At 71.4% G+C, this 16,503-nt stretch carries 15 protein-coding genes and 4 tRNA genes; 11 read left to right on the forward strand and 8 right to left on the reverse strand.

Annotated features, from left to right (window positions below):
• The first annotated feature begins 276 nt into the window (after nt 1–276).
• Nucleotides 277–1,737: a glycine hydroxymethyltransferase gene (locus H0487_RS00665; protein ID WP_183092296.1), complete on the forward strand. Its 1,461-nt coding sequence runs from the start codon at nt 277–279 to the stop codon at nt 1,735–1,737.
• A 21-nt stretch (nt 1,738–1,758) separates the two neighbouring features.
• Here the strand turns inward: H0487_RS00665 and H0487_RS00670 are convergent, their stop codons facing one another.
• From H0487_RS00670 to H0487_RS00680, 3 genes are read right to left on the reverse strand one after another with little or no spacing between them, the layout of a single operon-like run.
• Nucleotides 1,759–2,889, reverse strand: coding sequence for an aminoglycoside phosphotransferase family protein (locus tag H0487_RS00670; protein WP_183092297.1), 1,131 nt, complete (start codon nt 2,887–2,889; stop codon nt 1,759–1,761).
• A 38-nt stretch (nt 2,890–2,927) separates the two neighbouring features.
• The gene (locus H0487_RS00675) at nt 2,928–3,629 is read right to left on the reverse strand and encodes a response regulator (protein ID WP_183092298.1); all 702 of its coding nucleotides are present in this window, start codon (nt 3,627–3,629) and stop codon (nt 2,928–2,930) included.
• Nucleotides 3,626–5,245: a sensor histidine kinase gene (locus H0487_RS00680; RefSeq protein ID WP_312855773.1), complete on the reverse strand. Its 1,620-nt coding sequence runs from the start codon at nt 5,243–5,245 to the stop codon at nt 3,626–3,628. Before H0487_RS00680 ends, H0487_RS00675 begins: the two co-directional genes overlap by 4 nt.
• A 113-nt stretch (nt 5,246–5,358) precedes the next feature.
• Here H0487_RS00680 and H0487_RS00685 point away from each other — a divergent pair, with 113 nt between their 5' ends.
• The 3 genes from H0487_RS00685 to H0487_RS00695 all read left to right on the forward strand — a co-directional run bounded on the left by H0487_RS00685 (nt 5,359) and on the right by H0487_RS00695 (nt 9,002).
• Nucleotides 5,359–6,732 (forward strand): cation:dicarboxylate symporter family transporter, encoded by a 1,374-nt coding sequence (locus H0487_RS00685; protein WP_183092299.1) that lies wholly within the window; start codon nt 5,359–5,361, stop codon nt 6,730–6,732.
• Between the two features lie 95 nt (nt 6,733–6,827).
• Entirely contained in the window at nt 6,828–7,865 is a 1,038-nt protein-coding gene (locus H0487_RS00690; protein WP_312855774.1) for a YihY/virulence factor BrkB family protein, read from the forward strand.
• Nucleotides 7,866–7,883: 18 nt separating this feature from the next.
• Nucleotides 7,884–9,002, forward strand: coding sequence for a potassium channel family protein (locus tag H0487_RS00695; protein WP_183092300.1), 1,119 nt, complete (start codon nt 7,884–7,886; stop codon nt 9,000–9,002).
• A gap of 19 nt (nt 9,003–9,021) precedes the next feature.
• Here the strand turns inward: H0487_RS00695 and H0487_RS00700 are convergent, their stop codons facing one another.
• Complete coding sequence (locus tag H0487_RS00700; protein WP_183092301.1) at nt 9,022–9,621, reverse strand: TetR/AcrR family transcriptional regulator; 600 nt, start codon at nt 9,619–9,621, stop codon at nt 9,022–9,024.
• Between the two features lie 107 nt (nt 9,622–9,728).
• On the opposite strand from H0487_RS00700, the gene H0487_RS00705 reads away from it, so the two are divergent.
• Both H0487_RS00705 and H0487_RS00710 read left to right on the forward strand, forming a co-directional pair.
• Nucleotides 9,729–11,225, forward strand: coding sequence for a flavin monoamine oxidase family protein (locus H0487_RS00705; protein ID WP_183092302.1), 1,497 nt, complete (start codon nt 9,729–9,731; stop codon nt 11,223–11,225).
• Nucleotides 11,225–12,364 carry an SMP-30/gluconolactonase/LRE family protein gene (locus H0487_RS00710; protein ID WP_183092303.1) on the forward strand — a complete coding sequence of 380 codons (1,140 nt, stop codon included), beginning with the start codon at nt 11,225–11,227 and terminating at the stop codon, nt 12,362–12,364. The genes H0487_RS00705 and H0487_RS00710 overlap by 1 nt, the downstream gene beginning before the upstream one ends.
• Nucleotides 12,365–12,458: 94 nt before the next feature.
• Here the strand turns inward: H0487_RS00710 and H0487_RS00715 are convergent, their stop codons facing one another.
• Nucleotides 12,459–12,671 carry a hypothetical protein gene (locus tag H0487_RS00715; protein WP_183092304.1) on the reverse strand — a complete coding sequence of 71 codons (213 nt, stop codon included), beginning with the start codon at nt 12,669–12,671 and terminating at the stop codon, nt 12,459–12,461.
• A 53-nt stretch (nt 12,672–12,724) separates the two neighbouring features.
• Here H0487_RS00715 and H0487_RS00720 point away from each other — a divergent pair, with 53 nt between their 5' ends.
• Nucleotides 12,725–13,120 carry a nuclear transport factor 2 family protein gene (locus tag H0487_RS00720; protein ID WP_183092305.1) on the forward strand — a complete coding sequence of 132 codons (396 nt, stop codon included), beginning with the start codon at nt 12,725–12,727 and terminating at the stop codon, nt 13,118–13,120.
• Nucleotides 13,121–13,198: 78 nt separating this feature from the next.
• Nucleotides 13,199–14,149, forward strand: coding sequence for an FKBP-type peptidyl-prolyl cis-trans isomerase (locus H0487_RS00725; protein WP_183092306.1), 951 nt, complete (start codon nt 13,199–13,201; stop codon nt 14,147–14,149).
• Nucleotides 14,150–14,333: 184 nt separating this feature from the next.
• Here the strand turns inward: H0487_RS00725 and H0487_RS00730 are convergent.
• The 3 genes from H0487_RS00730 to H0487_RS00740 form a co-directional block, all read right to left on the reverse strand.
• A tRNA-Val gene (locus H0487_RS00730) sits at nt 14,334–14,408 on the reverse strand.
• A 13-nt stretch (nt 14,409–14,421) separates the two neighbouring features.
• A tRNA-Cys gene (locus tag H0487_RS00735) sits at nt 14,422–14,495 on the reverse strand.
• Nucleotides 14,496–14,521: 26 nt separating this feature from the next.
• Nucleotides 14,522–14,594 (reverse strand) — tRNA-Gly (locus tag H0487_RS00740).
• Between the two features lie 164 nt (nt 14,595–14,758).
• Here H0487_RS00740 and H0487_RS00745 point away from each other — a divergent pair.
• The 3 genes from H0487_RS00745 (at nt 14,759) to H0487_RS00755 (ending at nt 16,473) form a co-directional block, all read left to right on the forward strand.
• A complete protein-coding gene (locus H0487_RS00745) occupies nt 14,759–15,580 on the forward strand; it encodes an aminotransferase class IV (RefSeq protein ID WP_183092307.1) in 822 nt (273 codons plus the stop codon).
• 76 nt (nt 15,581–15,656) lie between these two features.
• Nucleotides 15,657–15,728: transfer RNA gene (locus H0487_RS00750), tRNA-Val, on the forward strand.
• Nucleotides 15,729–15,774: 46 nt separating this feature from the next.
• Nucleotides 15,775–16,473: a hypothetical protein gene (locus H0487_RS00755; RefSeq protein WP_183092308.1), complete on the forward strand. Its 699-nt coding sequence runs from the start codon at nt 15,775–15,777 to the stop codon at nt 16,471–16,473.
• Nucleotides 16,474–16,503: the final 30 nt, after the last annotated feature.

Genomic DNA, 16,503 nt, shown 5'->3' on the forward strand with positions numbered 1-16,503 from the left:
ACACATCATGCTGCCGGTGCGCCCGAGGTCGACGTGGCGACGTACCACGAGGAACGCATGGGTTGCACTGGAGACCATGTCAACCAGTCTCAGACTTCGGACGGCTGGTCCACAAATCGGGATCTCATGATGTGGACACCGATCTCGGAATGCGGACGAAAGGTACCGCTTATCGCCGCCTGAGAGGCGGTCGTGCGACGGACGTCACACGCGACGCGGTGTCGAACAACGGGGGCCACGATGATCCGAACGCCCTTCAGCCCTACGATCTTCCGCATGAGCGACCCCGTGTCTGGCCACGTCTCGAGCAACCTCGTCAGCAGCGCCTACAACCAGGCCCTGGAGGTGATCGCCTCTGTGGAGCCGCGGGTGGCCGAAGCCACCCGCAAGGAGCTGGCCGACCAGCGCGCCTCCCTCAAGCTGATCGCGAGCGAGAACTACGCCTCGCCGGCGGTCCTGCTCACGATGGGCTCCTGGTTCAGCGACAAGTACGCCGAGGGCACCATCGGCCACCGGTTCTACGCCGGCTGCCAGAACGTCGACACCGTCGAGGCGCTCGCCGCCGAGCACGCCCGCGAGCTGTTCGGCGCCGAGTACGCCTACGTCCAGCCGCACTCCGGCATCGACGCCAACCTGACGGCGTACTGGGCGATCCTCGCGCACCGGGTCGAGGGCCCCTGGCTCCAGAACCAGGGCGCCAAGAACATGAACGACCTGAGCGACGAGGACTGGGAGAAGCTCCGCAAGGAGCTCGGCAACCAGCGCCTGCTCGGCATGAGCCTCGACACGGGTGGTCACCTCACCCACGGCTTCCGCCCCAACATCAGCGGCAAGATGTTCCACCAGCAGCAGTACGGCACCGACCCGGAGACCGGGCTCATCGACTACGACGCGCTGCGCGCCAAGGCCAAGGAGTTCAAGCCGCTCATCCTGGTGGCCGGCTACTCCGCCTACCCGCGCCGGGTGAACTTCGCCACGATGCGCGAGATCGCCGACGAGGTCGGCGCCACCCTGATGGTCGACATGGCCCACTTCGCGGGCCTGGTGGCCGGCAAGGTCTTCACCGGTGACGAGGACCCGATCCCGCACGCCCACGTGGTCACCAGCACGTCGCACAAGTCGCTCCGCGGCCCGCGCGGCGGCTTCATCCTGGCCACCGAGGAGTACGCCCCCAGCGTCGACCGCGGTTGCCCGATGGTGCTCGGTGGTCCGCTCTCGCACGTGATGGCCGCCAAGGCCGTCGCGTTCGCCGAGGCCCGCCAGGAGTCCTTCCAGACCTACGCGCAGCAGATCGCCGACAACGCCAAGTCGCTCGCCGAGGGCTTCCTGACCCGTGGCGGCCGTCTCGTCACCGGCGGCACCGACAACCACCTGGTGCTCCTGGACGTCACGTCGTTCGGTCTGACGGGCCGCCAGGCCGAGTCGGCGCTGCTGGACGCCGGCGTCGTCACCAACCGCAACTCGATCCCGGCCGACCCCAACGGCGCCTGGTACACCTCGGGCATCCGCCTGGGCACCCCGGCGCTGACCACCCGCGGCTTCGGCCACGACGAGTTCGACCGCGTCGCCGAGCTGATCGTCCACGTCCTCCAGAACACGACCCCCGGCACCACCAAGGCCGGCGACCCCTCCAAGGCGTCGTACGTCCTGGCCGAGGGCGTCGCCGACAAGGTCAAGGACGCCTCCGCCGAGCTCCTCGACAAGCACCCGCTCTACCCCGGCCTCGAGCTCGCCTGAGCCAGCCGACAGCGCCGGGCGCTAACCGGTCGCGTCGACCAGGTCGAGGCTGAAGCGGGCGATCTCGGCGCGGGCCGCGACGAGGTCTCGGACCGCTGGCGTCGGGTCCTGGCCGAGCACCTCGACGGGCAGGGACGAGAGCCCGGTGTAGAGCAGCAACGTGAGCGCGTGGCTGCGGGCCACCGTCGCTGACGGCAGGTCGGTCCCGGCGGCGGTCAGGCCGTCGCCGTAGGCCGCGAGGCAGGCGGCGTGGCGCTCGGCGACGTCGTCGACCGGTCGGCGCCCGATCTGGATGTCACCGACGAGCAGCTGGTTGAGGTCGAACCCGACCGGCGTCGCGGCGAGGTAGCCGAAGTCGATGAGGGTGAAGCCCGGGCGGTCGGGGCGCACCAGCAGGTTGTTGGAGCAGGCGTCACCGTGCGCGACGAGCTCGGGGAGCCCGAGGACCTCCTCGACCAACGCGTCCATGCGGTCGGCGGCGTCGAGGAGCCGCGCGCGCAGCGGGCCGAACGACGAGGCGACCAGCGGGTGGTGCCAGATCCCCTCGTCGCGCAGCGTCGGCAGGACCTGGTGGGTGAGCCGCCCCGCGGCGTAGGAGCGAACGCCGACGTCGTGCCCGCCGATCCCGGCCAGGCCGCGGACACCCGGCGTGGCCGCGAACCGCCCGAGCAGCTCGGCCGCCTCGACGTCCCGGGTGAGGTCCCAGGCCGCCTCGACGGTCGGCACCAGCTCCAGCCAGACGGCGTACGACGACTCGTCGAGGTCGCGGACCGCCAGCGCCCGCGGCATCGACAAACCCTCGGGCAGGTGAGCCGCGAGGTCGGAGCGATAGACCGCGCCCTCGGTGCGCCACGGGACGGCGGCGCGGGCGACGTCGCGGATCTCCTCGGGGACGGCGGCGAAGTACGGGGAGCGGCTCCACTCCTGGACGTGCTTGACGAAGAGCGCGAACGGTCGCCGCTCGCCGCCGATCTCGGCCTCGCCCTCGACCAGGTAGCGCCCGGCCGTGGTGATGGCGGGGATGTCGTAGGGGACCGAGGAGGCGGTCGAGGACACCAGCCGCACGTCGGGCGCGCCGAGCAGGTCGGCGACCAACGCGGCGAGCTCCTCGTCGGAGACGTCGGCCGGTCCCAGCGCGCTGCGGTCGTGCATGGCGGCACGATAGGGGGTGCCGACCGCGTCCGGGGCCGTCACGGCACGACGCGCCAGTGGTAGGCGACCTCGGGCCGACCGCCCCCGCCGCCGTACCGCGGCCGCCGGTCGGCGAGGCCGGTGCCGGCGAGGTGCTCCAGGTAGCGGCGCGCGGTGACGCGGGAAGTGCCGATCGCCGCGGCGACCTCGCTCGCCGACAGGCCGTCGGCGGCACTGCGCACCGCGGAGGTCACGTCCTGGAGGGTCTCCGGGCTCATCCCCTTGGGCAGCGGCGCACTCCCGGTCGGTCGCAACGACCCGAGCAGCCGGTCGACCTCGTCCTGGACGACCTCGCGCGGCGAGGCGGCCAGGTTGTCGCGGTAGGCGGCGTACTGCTCGAGCTTGGACCGGAAGGTCGCGAACGTGAACGGCTTGAGCAGGTAGAGGACGACGCCCTGGGCGACCGCGTGCCGGACCACGTCGGTGTCGCGCGCCGCGGTGACCGCGATCACGTCACACAGGTGGCCCGCGGCGCGGACGGCGGTGAGCAGCCCGAGCCCGTGCCCGTCGGGCAGGTTCATGTCGAGGAGCAGCAGGTCGACCGGCTGGCCCTGGGTCCGTGCCGCATCGAGGAGGCGCAGGGTGTCGGTCACCGAGTGGGCGATCCCGGCGACCACGAAGCCGGGGACCCGTCCGACGTACGACGCGTGCGCCTCGGCCACCCGCGCCTCGTCCTCGATGACGAGCGTCCGCACGGTCACGGTGCCTCCTCGCGGAGGGCGACGGTGAAGCGGGCGCCGCCGAGGTCGGAGCGGTCGACCGAGACCGTCCCGCCGTGGCGGCGGGCGACCTGGGCGACCAGGGCCAGCCCGAGTCCGCGTCCCTCGCCCGGCCCGGCCTTGGTCGTCCAGCCGCGTTCGAGCACGCGGGTCGCCGCCTCGGCATCCAGGCCGGCCCCGCTGTCCTCGACGGTGATCGTCAGCAGCGCCTCCTCGCGCTCGAGCCGGACGGCGACCCGGCGCTCGCCCGAGCCGGCGTCGGTGTTGGCGACAGGGGCCCCGCCGGACACCGCGTCGAGGGCGTTGTCGACCAGGTTGCCGATCACCGTCACCAGGTCGCGACGGGGGAACCCGCCGACGTCGGTGACGTTGCCGCTGACCGCGAGGTCGATGCCGCGCTCGGCCGCCTCGGCCGACTTCCCCAGCAGCAGCGCGGCGACGACCGGGTCGTCCACGGCGTCGACGACCCGGTCGGCGAGGAGCTGGGCGACCTGGAGCTCCTCGGTCGCGAAGTCGACGGCGTCCTCGGGGCGCCCCATCTCGATGAGGGACACGACGGTGTGGAGCCGGTTGGCGGCCTCGTGGTTCTGGGAGCGGAGCGACTCGGTGAGCCGGTGGACCAGGTCGAGCTCGCCGGTGACCGCCCGGAGCTCGGTGTGGTCGCGCAGGCTGACGACCGACCCGACCTCGCGACCCTCCCAGCGGGCGGGCGCCGTGGAGACGACGAGCATCCGGTCGTCGGCCAGGTAGAGGTCGTCGGACTCCGCAGTCCGGCCGAGGGCGGCGGCGACCAGGCCCGGCGCCAGGCCGAGCTCGTCGACCCGGCGGCCGAGGACGTCGTCGGGCAGCCCGAGCAGGCGGCGCGCCTCGTCGTTGGCCAGCTCGACGCGACCGTCGGGGTCGAGGAGCAGGAGTCCCTCACGCACGGCATGGAGCACGGCCGAGTAGTACTCGTACATGCGGGCGATCTCGCGCTCGCCCATCCCGTGGGTCATCCGGCGCAGCCGACGGCTGACGAGCGCCGCACCGGTGAGGCCCACGCCGAGCACGGCCGCCGCGCACAGCAGGATCACCAGCACGTCGCGGCGCAGCTCACGGTCGATGTCGCTCACCGCGATCCCGACCGAGACCAGGGCGATCACCTCGCCCCCGTCCTCGACGGGGACGACCGCGCGCACCGACGGACCGAGCGTGCCCGTGTACTGCTGGGTGAAGACCTCCCCGTCCGGCGCCCCACCGAGGTCGCCGACGAACGGCTCGCCGATGTTGGAGGCGGTCGGGTGCGTGTAGCGGGTGCGGTCGAGCCCCATCACCACCACGAAGTCGGTGTCGGTGTCGGTCCGCACCTGCTCGGCGTAGGGCTGGAGCGCCGCCGTGATGTCCGCCGGGTCCGGCTGCCGCACCGCGCGTCGCACGTTGGGGGAGTCGGCCACCGCCTCGGCGACCGCGACCGCGCGGTCCGCAGCGTGCTCGCGGACGTCGCGGCGGGCGTCGTACGCCGTCAGCCCGAGCGCCGCGGCGACCAGGACCACGACCACCCCGACCTGCAGCAGCAGGATCTGCCGAGCGACCGAGAGGTCGGCGAGGGGCCGGGGCACCGCGCCATTGTGTCCCAGTGGCCACCCGGCCGGGAGGCGTCGGTGTGGCGTGGGTCACGAACACAACGAACGCAACGGTGACGCAGGTCACTCCCGCCGGGACAGTCGGCGGCATGAGCAACCACACCTCGTCCGCGGACCGGCAGGTACGCCGGGACCGCACCCACTACCTCTACCTCGCCGTCATCGGCGCCGTGGCCGCCGGCATCGCCGTCGGGTTGGTCGCGCCGTCGTTCGCTGTCGAGCTCAAGCCCCTCGGGCAGGCCTTCGTGGCCCTCATCAAGATGATGATCCAGCCGGTCATCTTCTGCACGATCGTCCTCGGCGTCGGGTCGGTGCGCAGCGCGGCGCGGGTCGGCAAGGTCGGCGGCCTCGCGCTCCTCTACTTCGTCACCATGTCGACGGTCGCCCTCGGCATCGGCCTGGCGGTGGGCAACCTGCTGCACCCGGGCGCCGGCCTGGACATCACCGAGGAGACCGCCTCGGCCGGCGCGGCGCAGGCCGCGGAGACCGGTCACGCGAGCACGACCGAGTTCCTGCTCGGCATCGTGCCGGACTCGATGCTCTCGTCGCTGACGTCGGGCGAGGTGCTCCAGACGCTCCTGGTCGCGCTGCTGGTCGGGTTCGCGCTGCAGGCGATGGGCTCGGCGGGCGAGCCGGTGCTGCGCGGCGTCGGCCACGTCCAGCGGCTGGTCTTCCGAGTGCTGTCGATGATCATGTGGGCCGCGCCGATCGGCGCGTTCGGCGCGATCGCCGGCGTCGTGGGGGAGACCGGGGTCGACGCGCTCAAGAGCCTGGCCGTCCTCATGATCGGCTTCTACGTCACCTGCGCGCTCTTCGTCTTCGTCATGCTCGGCCTCGTCCTCAAGGTGACGACCGGCGTCAACATCTTCGCGCTGCTGCGCTACCTGGGGCGTGAGTTCCTGCTCATCCTGTCGACGTCCTCCTCGGAGTCCGCGCTTCCGCGCCTCATCGCCAAGATGGAGCACGCCGGCGTCGACAAGCCGACCGTGGGCGTCGTGGTGCCGACCGGCTACTCGTTCAACCTCGACGGCACCGCGATCTACCTGACGATGGCCTCGCTCTTCATCGCCACCGCCATGGGCGACCCGCTGTCCATCGGCGAGCAGGTCTCGCTCCTGCTCTTCATGATGATCGCCTCCAAGGGCGCAGCCGGGGTCACCGGCGCCGGCATGGCGACGCTCGCCGGCGGGCTCAGCTCGCACCGGCCCGAGCTGCTCGACGGCGTCGGCCTCATCGTCGGGATCGACCGGTTCATGTCGGAGTGCCGCGCGTTGACCAACTTCGCCGGCAACGCCGTCGCCACCGTGCTCATCGGCAGCTGGACGGGTGGTCTCGACCGGGCCCAGCTCGACCGGGTCCTCGGCGGGGACGACCCGTTCGACGAGACCACGATGGTCGACGACCACGGCTCTCCGCAGCCGGCCACGGTCCCGGCCGAGGAGAAGCCGCCGGTCCTGGTCTGAGGCCCCTCGGAAGAGGGTGTGACACCGGCGAAGCCGGGAGTCCGTCTGCGCGAGGCGTGACGGTTCCCGGCGTCGCCGCCATTACCGTGGACCATGTGGAGGCTGACGATCCGGCGGTGGCTGCTGCTGGCGTCCCCTCCGCCCGGGGGACCGCCGTCGCGACGCCGCTCCACCGGCGGATCCTGCACACGATCTGGCGGCTGATCGTCACCACCGTGGGCTCCTGCCTCAAGCATCGGGTCACCGGCCTGGCCGCGGAGGCGGCCTTCTTCGCCGTGCTGTCCGTGCCGCCGTTGATCTTCGCCCTCATCGGCGGGGTCGGCTACGTCTCCGACAGCTTCAGCGCCGCCCAGATCCAGGAGATCCGGGAGGCCGTCGTCGAGCTCTTCTCGACGTTCCTCACCGAGAAGGCCGTCAACCAGGTCATCGAGCCGACGCTCAACCAGGTGCTGCGGGGCGGCCGGTTCGACGTCATCTCCGTCGGCTTCGTGCTCGCGCTGTGGTCGGGCTCGCGGGCGCTCAACGTCTTCGTCGACACCATCACGATCATGCACGGGCTGGGCGGGCACCGGGGGATCGTGAAGACCCGGGCGCTGTCGTTCGTGCTCTACATCCTCGCGCTCATCACCGGCGCGATCTCGATCCCGCTGGTGGTCGCCGGCCCGACGCTGGTCCGCGACTGGCTGCCCAACCGCGCCGACTTCCTGATGACCTTCTACTGGCCCACGGTCATCCTGATCTGCATCTGCTTCCTGGCCACGCTCTACCACGTGTCCGTGCCGGTCCGGACCAACTGGAGCTTCAACCTCCCCGGTGCGACGTTCTCGCTCGTCGCGTGGATCCTCGGCTCCTACGTGCTGCGCTGGGTGCTCACCGTGACGGCCACCGACTCACGGTCGATCTACGGCCCCCTCGCGGCGCCGATCGCCGTCCTGCTCTGGCTCTACATCGTCGCGATCGCCGTCCTCATCGGCGCCGCGGTCAACGCCGCGTTCGACACCGTCTTCCCGCAGGAGGTCACGATCCGGGCCCGCCGCGAGCTCGTGATGCGGCTTCGCAACCGGATGGCCCAGGCGCGAGAACGGGGTTCGGCGAGCGACATGCCCGAGGCCACGGCGCCCGACCAGGCCTGATGGCCTAGATTCGCGGCTGTGCGGGAGCCATCGAACCAGGGCGGGAAGCAGGCGCCGAGCCTGATCGCCCTGCCCGAGCGTGAGCGCTCGCCGTGGTGGGAGCTCGGCCGTCGGGTGCTGGCCGCCCTGGGCATCCTGGTCGGCACCGTCGCGCTGGTGATGATCGACCGCGGCGGCTACCGCGACGCCGGCGATGCCACCGCGGCGGACCCGCTCGGGACGGTCTCTCTCATCGACGCGATCTACTACACCACCGTCACGCTCAGCACGACCGGTTACGGCGACATCGCCCCGGTCTCCGACCAGGCCCGCCTGGTCAACGCCTTCGTCATCACCCCGGCCCGCATCGCGTTCCTCGTGCTCCTGATCGGCACCACCCTCGAGGTGCTGGCGCAGCGCGGTCGCGAGATGTTCCGCATCGCTCGTTGGAGGAAGCACATGGGACACCACGTGGTCGTCATCGGCTATGGCACCAAGGGACGCAGCGCCGTCGACACCCTGGTCAACAACGGGCTGGACCGCGACCACGTCGTCGTCGTCGACCCCAGCCCCGAGGCACTCGCCGAGGCGCACGCCGACCAGCTCGCCGTCATCACCGGCGACGCCACCCGGCGCGAGGTCCTGCGTCGCGCGGGGGTCGCGACCGCCGACCAGGTGATCGTGACGACCGACCGCGACGACACCAACGTGCTCGCCACCCTGACCGTGCGCCAGCTCAACCCCGACGCGTTCATCGTCGCCGCCGTGCGGGAGCAGGAGAACGCCCCGCTGATCCGTCAGTCGGGCGCCGACTCGGTCATCATCTCCGCCGACGCCGTCGGCCGGCTGCTCGGCCTCTCGACGCTCTCGCCCACGCTCGGGTCGGTCATGGAGGACCTGCTCACGTACGGCGACGGGCTCGAGGTCGCCGAGCGCGAGCTGCTCGTGACCGAGGTCGGCGTTCCGCCGCAGTCGCTGCCGGACCAGGTGATCGCGGTCGTGCGCGACGAGAAGGTCTATCGCTACTTCGACCCGGTGGTCACGCTGCTGGCGCGCGGTGACCGGCTGGTCGTCGTACGCCCGGCGAAGGAGCTGCCGTGGGCGCCGCGTCCCGGCACCCACAACGAGGACTTCGCCAGCGACCACGGCGACGGCTGAGACCAGCTCCGCGGGGCGCTCAGGCGCTGGCGCCCTCGGGGGTCAGCATGACCTCGTCGATGTGGTGCGCCAGCAGGTCGAGGACCTGGCGCGCGCTGCGGTCGTCGCGACGGACGAGCCAGTCGAGGGTGACGCCGTCGATCATCGCCGCCAGGTAGCGGCCGACCACCTCGGGCGCGACCGCGGGCACGGCGCCGATCGCGTCGAGGAGCGCCACGAACGCGTGGGCGTAGTGCTCGTACTGCTGGCGGGCGACGCCGGCGTAGCCGGGGGTGCGCAGGCAGTACTGGGTGAGCTCGTAGGTCAGCAGGTGCTGGTCGGGGTTGGCCGCCACGTGGGCCCAGTAGGCCTCGAGCCCGGCGCGGATCATCTGCTGGCGGGTCGCCCCGGCGTCGAAGGACGCCTCGGCCAGGTTGACCGTCGTCCCGACCAGCGACTTGATGACGGCGTCGAGGAGCTCCTGCTTGGAGTCGAAGCAGTAGTGGAAGACGCTCAACGACGTGCCGGCCTCGGCGACGATCGCACGCGTGGTCGTCTTCGGCACCCCTTCGCGGGTGAGTACGGCGATCGCTGCGTCGACCAGCTGTTGACGGCGCTGCGCGAGCGGCATCCGGCCCATCGGCCCCCCTTTACCTCGCGTCTCACCCTACGGTGTCGGACGTAACGAGCGCTCGGGCTTCTCGTTAATGTTCAGGACAAGTGACCTGATAATGCGAGGTAGTGAACATGGGAGCAGGACTCGGTCGCCGGCGGCTGCTGGGCGGACTGGCTGTGGGAGCCGCGGGCGCGGCAGGCGCGGTCGGCACGGGCGGGCTGTGGACACCGTCCCCGGCGGGCGCCGCGACGACCAGCGGGCCGCTCCCGGACCAGGTCGACGTGATCGTGGTCGGCGGTGGGATCTCGGGACTCACCGCCGCCCGCACGCTCAAGGCGCGGGGAGCGAAGGTCCTCGTCGTCGAGGCGCGTGACCGGGTGGGCGGCCGGGTGCTCAACCACCACCTGCGCTCCGGCGGCGTGATCGAGGCCGGCGGTGCGTTCGTCGGCCCGACCCAGGACCGCATCCTCAAGCTCGCCGACGACCTGGGCGTCAAGACGTTCAAGGAGTACGTCGAGGGCGAGAACGTCTACGTCAAGAACGGCAACCGCTCGACGTACACCGGCACCGTCCCGCCGGACCCGAGCATCCTGCTCGACGCGGCGCTGCTCCAGAACCGCATCAACACGATGGCCTCCGAGATCGACGTCAACGCGCCGTGGGACCACCCGCAGGCCGCGGCGTGGGACGCCATGACGGTCCGGGAGTGGGTCGCCGGACAGACGCTGTCCTCCGACACCGACACCCTCCTCGAGTGCTACTTCCAGCCGAGCTGGGGGTCCGACGGCGGCAACGTGTCGCTGCTCTTCCTCGCGTGGTTCATCGCGACCGCGGGCAACGAGGACAACCCGGGCACGTTCGAGCGCTCCTCCGGCACGGCCGACGCCGCCCAGGACTCGCGCTTCAAGCTCGGCTCGCAGATGGTCCCGATCCGGATGGCGCGCGCGCTCGGCGACCGGGTCGCCCTGCGCGCTCCGGTCCGCCGGATCGTCCAGCGCGACGGCTGGGCCCACGTCCACACCGACCGCGGCACGGTGCGTGCGAAGCGCGTCATCGTCGCCTGCCCGCCGCCGCTGGTGCTCGACATCGACTGGCACCCGCAGCTGCCGCAACGGCGCCGTCAGCTCCTCACGAACATGCCGATGGGCCACCTGATGAAGTGCGACGCGGTCTATGAGACCCCCTTCTGGCGCGAGGCCGGCCTCTCCGGTTCGGGCCTGTCGCACTCCGGCGCGACCCGGACGGTGTTCGACAACACGCCGGCCTCGGGTGGCCCCGGCGTGCTGCTCGCGTTCGTCGGTGGCTCGACCTGGAAGGCCTACGGCCGGCTGCCCCGCGCGGAGCGCAAGCGCGCGGTGCTGGAGGGCTTCGCAGAGATGTTCGGTGAGCAGGCGCTGCGCCCGATCGAGTACACCGAGCACGACTGGACCCTCGAGCCGTGGTCGACCGGCGGCCCGATCGCGCTGCCGCGCCCCGGCACCATCTCGACCGTCGGTCCGGAGATCCGCAAGCCGTTCGGCCGGGTCCACTGGGCCGGCACCGAGACGTCGACCTACTGGTCGGGCTTCATGGACGGCGCCGTGCGCGCCGGGCAGCGGGCCGCGGGCGAGGTGCTGGACAAGCCGTGATGCCGCTCCCTGTGATGCCGCTGCGTCGTACGTCGTTGGCCGGCGCGGGCGCGCTGGCTGCTGTCCTCTCCGTGCTCGTCGCCGTCCTGGTCCCCGTCGGTGGGTCCGGCACGGTCGCCGCTGAGCGTGAGCGTTGGCACACGAAGGTGCTCGCCATGGTCGAGGCACCGGGCCGGCCCGCCAACGTGGTCCTGCACCCCAACGGGCGCGTGTATGCCGGCACGTTCGCCAGCCCGCAGACCGACGGCGTCCCGTCGGTGGTGCGGGAGTGGTCGCGGCGCGGTGAGCTGCTCCGGGAGTGGGAGGTGCCGGGCCAGGACCTGTCGGTGAGCCACGGCGTGCAGGTCGCCCACGTGGACGCGCGGGGCCGCCTGATCGTCCTCGAGAAGAGCACGGGCAAGATCCTGCGGCTCCAGGTCCGCACGGGGCGCTGGTCGACGTACTCCCGCCTCGTCGACCTCCCTGCCTGCCCGCTCGGGATGCCGGGCGAGGGCTGCACGCCGAACCTCAGCGACGCCGGCCCGATCCCGAACTACGCGACGTGGGGCCCCGACGGGTCGCTCTACGTCAGCGACTACGGCCAGGCCGTCGTGTGGCGGGTGCCGCCCGGCGGGGGCAAGGCGCGGCCGTGGCTGGTGGACAAGAAGCTCGACGGGGTCGAGTTCGGCACCGCCGGACTGGTGCTCGGGCCGCGACGCAAGGCGCTCTACGTCATGCAGCAGACCTCGCTGGGCCTGGGGGACCCGACGGTCGCGATGGGCAAGCTCTATCGGGTGCCGCTGCGCGGGGAGCGGACGCTCACCACGTTGTGGGAGTCGCTGCCGATGGACCTGCCCGACGGGTTCAGCTTCGCGCGGTCCGGGCGGATCTACGTCGCCAACGCCGGCAGCAACCAGCTCGTCGTCCTCGACGCCGACTTCGCCGAGGTCGAGCGGGTGCCGGCGACGCCGCTCACCGGCGAGAACGGCTCTCCGGTGCCGTTCGACACCCCCTCGAACATGACGTTCGCCGGGCGCAGCGTGCTCGTCGCCAACCAGGGCTTCTTCGGCAACCCGGCGCACCACGCGATCCTCGACGTGCACGTGGGGGAGCGGGGCGTCCCGCCGTACGTCCCGGAGGGTGCCGGCACCCGTCGGTGACCCGGTCGGTCCGGTCGACGAACCAGCACGGTTCGGTCGACGAACCAGCACGCTTCGGTCGACGAACCGGCAGGGTTCGGTCGACGAGGTGAGCTCAGCCGTAGAGCGAGCCGGTCTGGGGCGGGGCCTGGACCGGTCGCAGCTCCTCGGCGGGCACCCAGGCGGTGACGACCCGGCCGCGGGTCTCGACCCAGGTGACGAGAGCGCGCCAGGCGCCCTCGCCGTCGCGCCGCCACTCCAGGACGAGGCCCGGCATCTCCACGGGCGTGAAGGCCGGTCGTACCCACACGAACCGCGTCCTCGTCACCGACCAACAATAGAACACATGTTCGAACGACGGTGCCGGACTAGGGTCAGCGCATGCACCCGTTCCGCACGGCCGTCGAGGCCCGTGACCTCCAGGCGATGTACGACTGCCTCGCCGACGACGTCGTCTTCACCAGCCCCGTCGCGTTCAAGCCGTACGCCGGCAAGGCCATCACCTCCGCGATCCTCGAGGCCGTCTTCCAGGTGTTCGAGAACTTCCGCTACGTCCGCGAGATCGGCGCGGAGGGCGCCGCCGACCACGCCCTCGTCTTCGCTGCCGACGTCGACGGCAAGTCGCTGACCGGCTGCGACTTCATCCACGTCAACCAGGACGGCCTGATCGACGACTTCATGGTGATGGTGCGCCCGCTCAGCGCCGCCCAGGCCCTCTCCGCCGCCATGGCCGCCCGGTTCGAGGACATCGCCAAGAAGGCGGCCGCCGCCGGCTGACGGGAACCGCGCGACGGGGTGACCAGGTCGAGCGGAGGCGGTCAGCCCAGGTTTCAACGGATCGCGTAGGTTCCATCCGTGCTGCTCCGATCTCGCGTCCTGCGCGGCGTCCTCGTCGTCGTCCTGAGCTCGACCCTCGCCGCGTGTGGCGAGTCGGAAGGCTCGGCTGAGGACGAGGGGCCGGGCGTCGAGTTCTCCGGCGCCGTCGGCTCCGAGCTGGCGGTGGAGTGGTCGGAGGCCGACGACTGGCCCGAGGAGACCCAGACGACCGCGCTGGTCGAGGGGGACGGGGACGTCATCGGGGCCAGCGACACAGTCAACGCCTTCCTCTTCGTCGGGAACGCGACCGACCAGGAGCAGGTCTACAACGACTACGACAACGGCGCGCCCCAGCAGCTGCCCGTCGCTCAGATCACCGAAGGCGTCCTGGCGGACCTGCTCGACGGAGCGACCTACGGCTCGCGCGTGCAGGCGCTCACGACGGCGGAGGGGCTCTTCCCCGAAGGGCTCGAGGGCAACCCGCTCGGCCTGGTCGCTGGTGACGAGGTCGTCGTCGTCGTCGATCTGGTCTCGGCGGTGGAGCAGGCGCCGACCCCCACCTCCGACCGGCCGCAGGACGCGGACCCGTCGAGCCAGCCCACCGTTGTCGAGGAGGGTGGCCGTCCTGTCGGGCTGGACTTCACCGGTATCGAGGAACCTGCGCTCGACGCCCCCGTGCAGCGCGTCGTCCTGGATGAGGGCGACGGTCCGAAGGTCGGCGCCGGTGCCACGGTCACGGTCGACTACCTCGGCTCGACGTACGCCGCGGACGCCCCGTTCGACCAGAGCTATGCGACAGGCGATCCGCTGGTCTCCCCGCTCGGGGGCCTGATCCCGGGCTGGAGCATCGGGCTCACCGGCGTCCGCGTCGGCAGCCGGGTCCTGCTCCAGATCCCGCCCGCCTTCGGGTACGGCACCCAGGGCAGCGGTGCCGACATCCCCGGCAACTCCACGTTGTGGTTCCTCATCGACATCATCAAGGCCGAATAGGGGCGGGTCCGGAGCATGACGCAGCCCCGGAGGCGTCTCGGGTCACCTGCGGGGCTGCTGCATCATTCTGGACACGAGCAAGGTCTGGTCGCTAGGGGCCAGGTCGCTTGTTCCGCTAAGCGCGACGGTGCGAGCATGACAAAGGCCCCCGATCTGCGTTCCGCAGGTCAGGGGCCTCATGTGCTGGTGGGCGATACTGGGTTTGAACCAGTGACCTCTTCCGTGTCAAGGAAGCGCGCTACCGCTGCGCCAATCGCCCGTGTGGAGTTGTTTGGAGGTGGGTACGGGATTTGAACCCGTGTAGACGGATTTGCAGTCCGTTGCCTCGCCTCTCGGCCAACCCACCATGGAGGCCTGGGTCTGACCTCTCCGAGCGGACGACGAGGCTCGAACTCGCGACCTCAACCTTGGCAAGGTTGCGCTCTACCAACTGAGCTACGTCCGCCTGCGACTACCTCCGCCCCGGTTCTCACCGGAGCGGCTGAGCGCGTGTGGAACAGTAGCCGATCTGGTGAACAGCGCCAAAACCGGGGTCCGTCTCGCCGTGTCGCGCGACTGCTCGCGGCGCGGTGGTGGGGCCGCGGCGGGTGCGTCCGTAGGGTGACTGACATGCGTGTGTGGATCAACGGAGCGCTCCTGGCGGACCCCAGTGCACCCGCCGTCCCCGTCACGGATCACGGACTCACCGTGGGTGATGCGGTCTTCGAGGCGGTCAAGGTGGTCGGCGGGCAGCCGTTCGCGCTCGGGCTGCACCTCGAGCGGCTCGGACGGTCGGCTACCGGGCTGGGCCTGGAGGGCGTCGACCTCGATGCTGTACGACGGGGCGTCGCCGCCGTCCTCGACGGTGTCCCGATGCCGCTCGGTCGGCTCCGGATCACCGTCACCGCGGGGCCGGCGCCGATGGGCTCGGGCCGGGGGAGCGGTGCGCCGACGGTGATCGTCGCCGCCTCCGCGATGGACCCCGCCGCCGAGACCACCACGGTGGTCACCGTGCCCTGGCCGCGCAACGAGCGGGCTGCGCTGGCCGGCCTCAAGACGACGTCGTACGCCGAGAACGTGGTCGCGCTCGCCGCAGCCCAGGAGAAGGGCGCGACCGAGGCCGTGTTCGCCAACCTCCGGGGCCACCTGTGCGAGGGCACCGGGACCAACGTCTTCTACGTCGTCGACGGCGAGGTCCGGACGCCGACCTTGGCCAGCGGCTGCCTGGCCGGCGTGACCCGCCGGTTGGTGCTCGACTGGTTCGGCGGCACCGAGGTCGACGAGCCGATCGAGGTGGCCGCGGCCGCCGACGAGATCTTCCTCGTCTCCACCACTCGCGACGTCCAGGGCGTGAGCCGTTGGGACGACCGGACCCTCCCGGCGCCCGGCCCGGTCACGCGTCAGGCGATGACGGTGTGGCGTGAGCGGGAGCCGGAGCTCCTCGGCCGCTGACGGGCCGCTGCGGTGCGCGGCCCTGATTCTGGGGAACGAGAAGCGATGCGTTAAAGTCGCGTCCGCATCATGATCCGGGCGATTGGCGCAGTGGTAGCGCGCTTCGTTCACACCGAAGAGGTCACTGGTTCGAACCCAGTATCGCCCACCCAGATCTTCCCCCCAGATCTTCCGCGAGCGATAGCGTTCACGCCATGCGTCGGATCGTTTCTGTCTTCGTCCTTGCGGTCGTGGCCGCTCTGTTCTCGGTCGTCGCGCCGCCGCAGGCGAACGCTGCGGCGCCGATCGTCGGCCGGCTGATCGACTTCACCACCGACGACCCGGTGCCGGGCACGGCGCTGCGGTTGCACGCCAACTCCTCGGGCACCCCGGGCGCAGTGGTCGCGACCGCCACGACCGACGACACCGGCAGCTTCACCCTGACGCCGCCGTCCGCCGGGGACTACTGGGTCGAGGTCATCCGCAACAACCGGGTGCAGGGCGGCTACGTCTCCGAGGGCGACGGCGGACCGAGCTTCGTGCAGTACGAGTTCTTCGAGGCAGCGACGCTCATCTCCTCCGGCACCGACCTCGGCGACGTGTGGGACGCGCCGTCCTTCATCAGCGGCGTGGTCGTCAACGCTGCCAGCGGCAACCGCGTCCGCGGGGTCACGGTGAGCTATCGCGAGACCGACGCGCTCGGGGTCGTGCTCGGCAGCGACGTGACCGACGCCAACGGCTTCTTCCGGATCAACAACGTGTTCGGCGAGGAGTTCGGCATCCGGGTCAACGGCAGCGCCAAGGGCTACGAGAACGGCTGGGTGGGCTGCCACAACGGCGTCGTCCCGACGTGGGGCGCGGCCTGCGCCGGCGGCCCCGGCCGAGTCGGCAAGATCCGGCTCGACAAGCTCTGAGCGACGGAGCCGTCTGTTCGGTCGACGTTC

Source organism: Nocardioides stalactiti (assembly GCF_014180715.1).
GTDB lineage: Bacteria > Actinomycetota > Actinomycetes > Propionibacteriales > Nocardioidaceae > Nocardioides > Nocardioides stalactiti.